The organism is Thiocapsa sp. (assembly GCF_035467215.1).
Taxonomy (GTDB): domain Bacteria; phylum Pseudomonadota; class Gammaproteobacteria; order Chromatiales; family Chromatiaceae; genus Thiocapsa.
Map to the genome: position 1 here is coordinate 1 of NZ_DATITZ010000275.1, position 7,313 is coordinate 7,313.

Annotated in this window: 8 protein-coding genes; 3 read left to right on the forward strand and 5 right to left on the reverse strand. The window is 62.0% G+C overall.

Annotated elements, in window-relative coordinates; all coding sequences use genetic code 11:
• Window positions 1–583 (reverse strand): LysR family transcriptional regulator (locus tag VLR48_RS15635; RefSeq protein WP_325292683.1); only part of this gene is annotated, 583 nt, incomplete at its 3' end.
• 241 nt (window positions 584–824) lie between these two features.
• Between VLR48_RS15635 and VLR48_RS15640 the strand changes: the two genes are divergently transcribed.
• A complete protein-coding gene (locus VLR48_RS15640; protein ID WP_325292684.1) occupies window positions 825–2,114 on the forward strand; it encodes an OmpP1/FadL family transporter in 1,290 nt (429 codons plus the stop codon).
• 496 nt (window positions 2,115–2,610) lie between these two features.
• Here VLR48_RS15640 and dsrE2 read toward each other — a convergent pair whose 3' ends face one another.
• From dsrE2 to VLR48_RS15655, 3 genes are all read right to left on the reverse strand, one after another.
• Entirely contained in the window at window positions 2,611–3,090 is a 480-nt protein-coding gene (dsrE2, locus tag VLR48_RS15645; RefSeq protein WP_093034998.1) for a sulfur carrier protein DsrE2, read from the reverse strand.
• Between the two features lie 80 nt (window positions 3,091–3,170).
• Entirely contained in the window at window positions 3,171–3,401 is a 231-nt protein-coding gene (locus VLR48_RS15650) for a sulfurtransferase TusA family protein (protein ID WP_120799473.1), read from the reverse strand.
• Between the two features lie 154 nt (window positions 3,402–3,555).
• Entirely contained in the window at window positions 3,556–3,867 is a 312-nt protein-coding gene (locus VLR48_RS15655; protein ID WP_120799474.1) for a rhd_2599 family sulfurtransferase, read from the reverse strand.
• Between the two features lie 98 nt (window positions 3,868–3,965).
• Between VLR48_RS15655 and cysG the strand changes: the two genes are divergently transcribed.
• Complete coding sequence (gene cysG / locus VLR48_RS15660; RefSeq protein WP_325292685.1) at window positions 3,966–5,390, forward strand: siroheme synthase CysG; 1,425 nt, start codon at window positions 3,966–3,968, stop codon at window positions 5,388–5,390.
• Window positions 5,391–5,744: 354 nt separating this feature from the next.
• Here the strand turns inward: cysG and plsY are convergent, their stop codons facing one another.
• A complete protein-coding gene (gene plsY, locus VLR48_RS15665; RefSeq protein WP_325292686.1) occupies window positions 5,745–6,332 on the reverse strand; it encodes a glycerol-3-phosphate 1-O-acyltransferase PlsY in 588 nt (195 codons plus the stop codon).
• A 327-nt stretch (window positions 6,333–6,659) separates the two neighbouring features.
• On the opposite strand from plsY, the gene folB reads away from it, so the two are divergent.
• A complete protein-coding gene (gene folB / locus VLR48_RS15670) occupies window positions 6,660–7,016 on the forward strand; it encodes a dihydroneopterin aldolase (RefSeq protein ID WP_325292687.1) in 357 nt (118 codons plus the stop codon).
• Window positions 7,017–7,313: the final 297 nt, after the last annotated feature.

Consider the following 7,313-nt stretch of genomic DNA (forward strand, 5'->3'; position numbering starts at 1 on the left):
CCCGGCAAATGAAAGGGTACTGGATCAGGTGCGCAAAGGTGACGTAGCCGAGCTTTGCCAGCGGGTGGCTAGGGGGGACGATGGCCACCAGCTTGTCGCGCTTGCAGGACTCCACGACCAGATTCTTGTTAGCGACGGGGGCCTCCACCACACCAAGGTCGATCGTGTTGTTCTCCACCATGGAGACCACCCCCTCGCTGTTGGAGACCTTGAGGTGGATGATCACATCCGGATAGCGCCCCTTGAAGTCACCGAGAAGTGTCGGGAGCATGTACTCGGCGATGGTCGTACTTGCACCGATCGCCAGCGAACCGCTGATCTCGCCGGTGATCTCGCGAACCGCATTCTCCATTTCGGAATACAGCTCGAAGATGCGGTCCGCCGAGCCGAAGACCGTTTTGCCCGCATCGGTGAGGCTGATCCGGTTGTGCGTTCGGTCGAACAGGCGCGTGTTGAAGTGCTCCTCCAACTGACGGACCTGAAAGGTGACGGCGGGCTGCGTCATATGCAGCACTTCGGCAGCCTTGGTGAAGCTCAGCAGCCGAGCGACCGTATGAAAAACCTGGAGTCTGCGATCTGCCATCCGTAGACCACGTCGAGATGACGACAGCGAAATAAGACCGATTTATATCACAATCATGCGATGCGCGGGTAGCTTTGCGGGATCAGCGTATATCGTCTCAACAGAGGCGGTAAACACGGGCATGGGGGGTCATGACGGTCACCAAAGTTTTTCCGCAACAACCTCTGGATAAGTGTGACATCTTCACCTAAAGTGCGGCGCAGAAAAACAACGGATACCCACACGACGAGGAGTCTCCCGCATGAACCAACAGATCGCTCGTGCCATTGCGACCGCCTTCGCTGCCGGGGCCTTCGTCGCTGCCGGTGAATCGCTCGCCGCAGGCTTTTCACTCCCGGAGATCTCGACGGCCGGCATCGGACTGGCAAACGCCTTGGTCGCGAATCCCGAAGAGACCGGCGCCTTCGCCTACAACCCGGCCGCCATGGGATTTCACGAGACGTCGAGCGTTGCCCTGGGCGCACTCCTGATCAACCCCAACTTCAGCGTTCGGACGGCCTCGGGGCAACACGACAGCCAGGGCGCGGAGTGGACAGCGGCGCCGATGATCCAGGCCGCACTACGGGTCAACGAGGATTGGCGCATCGGTCTGGGGATCACGGCCCCTTTCGGGCTCGAGACCCGCTGGGAGGACGGAACCTTCCCCGCGCTGAGCGGCACCGTGCGCATACCGGTGCCGCCGCCGCTGGATCCGAACGTGCCGCGCGGGCAACCCACCGCGAGCAAGCTCGAGATCCTCGACTTCTCCCCGACCGCCACCTATCGCGTCAACGAGAATCTGAGCCTGTCCGGCGGCCTGGATATCTACTGGGTGAAGAACGCCCAGCTCGACTCGACCGCAGGACGACTCAGCGGCGACGGAGCCGATCTCGGCTTCAACCTGAGCGCACTCTATCGTCACGAGGCATGGAGCTTCGGCGCCGCCTTTCGCTCCGGCGCAACCGTCGGCCTCGAAGGGGATTACCAACCCTTGAGCCAAACCCTGGTCGCGATCGGCCGGCTTCCGCCCGGACAGAACGCCGAGGTGGATGTCGACCTGCCCTGGCGCCTACAACTCGGCGCACGCTATGCCGTCACCGAAGCCTTGGCCGTCGAGATCGACTGGACGCGCACGGGCTGGAGCGCCTTCAGCAAGCTCGAGGTCAAAGGCACGCAAACGGGGGAGACCATCTTTACCGATACGAACGACTGGAACGACAGCAACGCTTACCGACTCGGCGTCACCTATCAAGTCCTGCCGGATACGCAGCTTCGCTTCGGCTACTCCTACGACGAGACCGGGCAGGAGGACGCCCATTTCAGTGCACGCGTCCCGGACAACGACCGCCACCTCTTCGGCATCGGTGTCGCACATCGGCTCGCCGACGGCCTCTCGATCGAAGCGGGATACATGTACGTCAAGGCGAATGATCGAACGATCAGCAGCGACACGCCCTACCGCGGAGGAGACATCAACGGGACCGATGCGATCGACGGCGATTACGAGATGGACGCCCACCTCATCGGACTCGAGATCGTCAAGGCCTTCTAAACCGCCAAACCGTGTCGCGATAAACGTTTCGAGCTGCACTCACCGTTAGCCCCACTCGGAGCTCAGGTGATTTCCGGACATCAGAATCCCGACTGCGCATGCCCGCACAAGCTGAAGGAACCTGAGGTGCACCTGAATGTGCATCGACATGTCGATCCTTCCTTGCACATCCGATCGGCCGGAAGCAACGTCGCGAAGCGGCGTCTCGGCGTCAATGCCGGCCGATCCTCTGCGCAGTTGGGATGTTGATTCCTGGAAATCGCCTCAGCATCTGGGTCTGGACGCGATCAAGCCGAGTGCCGGGGGATCCTTGTAGCACTGAAGGACACGAATCGTCGCGGACATCCAAAGACGCCGCGACGGCCGGGACAGAATACAGAAGGGACCATACGAAAAACGCCGCCGTGGGGCGGCGTTCTTCGTTGCAAACCCGGTGCGACGCAACGGCGTCCCGGATACGCACAAGGCGAGACCCGCGCGCGAGGCGCGGGGCGCTTCAGATGTAGAGACAGATGTCGCTTTGTCCGGCAAACTCGAAAAAAGCCGCCGCGCCCGCGTATTCCACACCGTCGATGAACTCGGCCTGGTTCATATCGAACAGGTCGACCGTCATCTGACAGGCGATCAGCTTGACCTCGGCCTCTTGGCAGAGATCACGCAGCTCTTCCACGCTGGCCACGCCCTTGTCCTTCATCTTCTTTTTCATCATCGAGGTCATCATCCCCTGCATACCGGGCAGGGTCAGACCCAGAACGGGGAACCACTTGTCCATGCCCATCGGCATGGGCATTCCGGGGTTGCCGAGCGGGGTCACCTCGAGGGCGAGCTTCTTCTTCAGGAGCTGAAGCCCGTAGAAGGTGAAGAAGATCTGTGTCTCGTATCCGAGCGCGGATGCGGTCGAAGCCAGGATAAAGGGGGGATAGGCCCAGTCGAGAGAGCCTTTCGTGGCGATAATGGCGAGTTTCTTTTCTTCCATCGTGTCCTCCTCGCTGGTCGATCGGCTCGCGGGTCGATCGGCTCACGGGTTGATTTGTTTCAGCGAGACGGCTCGGGCCGTCAGCCCTTCTTGATCAGGAAGTGGAATTTGCCGCCGTCTTCCTTCGATTCCATCAGCTCGTTGCCGGTCTGCTTGGCGAAGGCATCGAAATCCTTGACCGAACCCGGATCGGTGGCGACAACATGCAGCACCTGGCCGGAATCCATCGCGTTCAGCGTCTTCTTCGCGCGTAAAATCGGGAGCGGGCAATTCAGGCCGCTGGCGTCGAGCTCTTGGTCAAAATCTGCCATGGAGTACCTCCGGTCGGGTGCTGTTTTAGAATATCAGTAGACACGAGAATTCGGTTTTATAGGCGAAACAGGCCAAAAAGGCAAGGTGCCGAGAGCTGTCTTCAAAGCCGCGACGGGGCGGTCGCGACCGCCGCGATTCCAGGCTGTCGACGACTCAGGCAATCGGGTAACCATGCCGCGCCCACGCGATGATCCCCCCGCGCAGATTCAGGACACGGTCGTATCCTTGCTGCAGCATGTAGGCGCACGCCTGATAGGAGCGTGCACCGCTGCGACAATAGAGAACGACATCGCGATCTTTAGGCAACTCGCTGATTCGAATTGGAATCAGGTGCATCGGAACCTGCATGGCGCCTGGGATCGCGCCTTGGGCGATCTCGGCCGGGGTGCGAATATCCACAAGCAAAACGTCCTCGCCGCCCGCAATACGGCCGTGCAGGGATTCGGAGTCGATCTCGTTGATCACATCAATCGTCCTACCACAAACCTAAGTATTTAAGTATATTAAGGACTTTTGACGAGCAACTCAACGACCCTCATGGGTTCCTGATACCGATCATGACCATGGATTTCCTTCCGATCTTTCAAGACGTCAGGGCCAAACCCTGTTTAGTGGTAGGCGGCGGCGCGACTGCGGCACGCAAGGTCGGCAGCTTGCTCCGTGCGGGCGCCGCGGTGAGCGTCGTGGCACCCGACCTGCTCGACGCGCTGCGCCAACGGGCGGATGCAGGCGAGATCCGTCACGTCGCGAGACGCTTCGAGCCCCGCGATATCCTCGGCAACCGGCTCGTGATCGCAGCAACGGACGACCGTCTGGTGAACCGGCGCATCGCCGAGCTCGCCGGCGAGCACGACATCCCGGTGAATGTCGTCGACGATCCGGATGCCTGCACCTTTCTCCTGCCCTCGATCGTCGATCGCTCGCCCGTCGTGGTGGCGATCTCCACCGGCAAGGCGTCGCCCGTGCTGGCGCGGCTTCTGCGGACTCGACTCGAATCCATCATCCCGGCCGGCTACGGCCGGCTCGGGGAGCTCTGCGCCCGCTATCGCGACCGAGTCAAGGAGCGTTTCAGCGCCCTGCCCGATCGGCGTCGATTCTGGGATCGGGTGCTGGAAGGCGCGGTGGCGGAGCGCATCTTCGCAGGGCAATTCGCCGAGGCCGAGGCGGTCATCGAGCGCGAATTGGCCGACGATGCACTCGAATCCGATATGGGCGAGGTCTACCTCGTCGGCGCCGGCCCCGGTGATCCGGATCTGCTGACCTTCCGCGCGCTGCGCTTGATGCAACAGGCCGATGTCGTCGTCTACGACCGCCTGGTCGCCGAGCCCATCCTCGAGATGACGCGCCGCGACGCTCGCCGCATCTACGTCGGCAAACAGCGCAACCACCACGCCATGCGACAGGAGGAGATCAACCAATTGCTCGCCGATCTCGCCAAGGATGGGCATCGCGTGTTGCGCCTGAAGGGCGGCGATCCCTTCATCTTCGGACGCGGCGGGGAAGAGATCGACACCCTCGCCGCGCAGGGCGTGCCCTTCCAGGTCGTGCCCGGCATCACGGCGGCCGCAGGCTGCGCGAGCTACACCGGCATCCCCCTGACCCACCGCGACTACGCCCAATCCGTGACCTTCGTGACCGGCCATCTCAAGGACGGCACCATGAACCTCAACTGGGGCGCACTCGCGCAGCCGAGCCAAACGGTGGTCTTCTACATGGGCCTTGCGGGTCTGCCGATCATCGTGGACCAGTTGATCGCACACGGCGTCTCGCCGCAGATGCCCATCGCGCTGATCCAGCAGGGGACGACGCACCTGCAGCGCGTTTACTCGGGCACGCTCGAGACCATCGTGGAGCTGGTGGACGCCGATCCTCCGGAGCCGCCGACCCTGATCATCGTCGGCGAGGTCGTGAAGCTACGCGAGAAGCTGAGCTGGTTCAGCCCGCCCGACGAGCCGCAGCTCGGCGCCACCACGCGTTTGGTCAGCTAAACTAAACTGCGTCTCTTCAAGATATGCGGCGTTCTTGGTGAATCGAAGCGTTGCGCTTCCCGCAGACATCGGAGCGGACGCAGTTTAGGGAAATTTCGGAAACCGTTACGCCAAGCCGTGTGAGGCATAACCAACCTTCGGCGGATGTTGGACTCGACGAGCGAATACCTTTGCCACGGTGGTCGTGGTCGTTGTCGATTACGATTGCGACAACGACAACGATTAGTCAGTGCCCAACCGATTTCTGCTCCGTTACTTTTTGTTTTTTATCCTAAACCGCGTCGACTCCAACCTTGAGCACATCGTCCGACGTCGACACAACGCGACAACAGGCCATATGGCACGAGACTCGGTTTAGCGGGTGATACGGTCTTCGGTGCCCGTGATCAGGTTTCGGATATTGCTGCGGTGCCGCCAGAAGAGCAGGCCTGTGATGATGAGCTGCATCCCGATCAATGCGTTGTCGGGCCAGAAGACCCACACGATGACGGGCGCGAGGGCCATGGAGATCAAGGCGGACAGGGAGGAGATCTTGAGCACCTTGGCGACGAACAGCCAGATGGCGGCCACCGAGAGACCGATCGGCCAGAAGAGCCCGATCTGCACGCCCAGGGCGGTCGCGACACCCTTGCCGCCGCGGAACCCGAAGAAGACGGGGTAGAGGTGACCGATGAAGGCGGCCAAACCGATGCCTGCCAGCACCGCCGGACCGGCGCCGAGGAGATGACCGACCACCATCGGGATCAGTCCCTTCAGGCTATCGCCGACCAGCGTGATCGCAGCGGCCTTCTTGCCGCCGATGCGCAGCACGTTGGTCGCACCTGGATTGTTGGACCCCTGCGTGCGCGGATCGGGCAGACCCATCAGACGACAGACGATGATGGCGCTGGAGACCGAGCCCAGCAGGTAGGCCGCAACGATGAGGAGCGAGGCTGTAATCATGGGCCGCAATTGGACATGGGAAGCCGATGCAGGTCAAGCGGACGACAGGCCGTGCCGGCGGCCGCCTTCAGGCCGACCCGCCAACGCGTGTGAAGCGCCGTTTCCGCGATCGCCGAGTCGAAAACGATGCCGCCGCACCTCCGGTCAGCGGAAGAAGACGACTGCAAGTTGTCGATCCCGGGATGTCGGCGCTTCGCCGCGTTCGCGGAATCGACGAGAACGAAACCTTCGGATTGAGCTGATCCCAAATGAAGAAAAACAACATCCCGGACCGCGTTCACACGGACCGCACGGAGCCATCACATGCACCGGCGGACGCGGTCTAGCATGGATACCGTGTTCATTCGCGGCCTGAAGATCGACACCACCATCGGCATCCACGACTGGGAGAAGCGCATCCGGCGCCCCGTGGTTCTGGATCTGGAGATGGCAAGCGACATCGCGCGCGGTGCGGCCACGGATCGCATCGAAGATGCGCTGGATTACGAGGCCGTCACGCGACGACTGGAACAATTCGTCTCGGAGAGCCGCTTCGAGCTGGTGGAGACGCTCGCCGAGCGCTGCGCGGCCATCCTGCGCGATGAGTTTGGCGTTGCTTGGGTGCGGCTCACGCTAAGCAAGCCAGGCGCCGTTGGCGAAGGCGTGGACGTAGGCGTGATCATCGAGCGCGGCGATCGGTGTTGAGCGGCCTCGAGAGTGCGTCCGGCGCGGTGTCCGGGGAGGCGCGACGAGGCGGCGTGGCCACGGACAAGCCGTTGTCGTTGTCGTTGTCGTTGTCGTATCCATGGTCGATTACGACAACGACAACGAACGGTCTCGACACATCTGCCGAGCTGCAGGAGCGATCGACGCTCGCTTCGCGTGCTTCAGGGCCCCTGGACGTCGATGAGGACCTCGTTGCGCCGCAGAAAACCGGGCGTAAAGGGATCGTTGTAGTAGGCATAAACGGCAGGACCCGCGGCCGTCAGGCCGCGCGCGGCC

Coding starts and splice junctions, on each gene's coding strand:
- VLR48_RS15640 (WP_325292684.1), top strand. CDS start 825: ATGAACCAACAGATCGCTCGTGCCATTGCGACCGCCTTCGCTGCCGGG.
- dsrE2 (WP_093034998.1), bottom strand. CDS start 3,090: ATGGAAGAAAAGAAACTCGCCATTATCGCCACGAAAGGCTCTCTCGAC.
- VLR48_RS15650 (WP_120799473.1), bottom strand. CDS start 3,401: ATGGCAGATTTTGACCAAGAGCTCGACGCCAGCGGCCTGAATTGCCCG.
- cysG (WP_325292685.1), top strand. CDS start 3,966: ATGGATTTCCTTCCGATCTTTCAAGACGTCAGGGCCAAACCCTGTTTA.
- plsY (WP_325292686.1), bottom strand. CDS start 6,332: ATGATTACAGCCTCGCTCCTCATCGTTGCGGCCTACCTGCTGGGCTCG.
- folB (WP_325292687.1), top strand. CDS start 6,660: ATGGATACCGTGTTCATTCGCGGCCTGAAGATCGACACCACCATCGGC.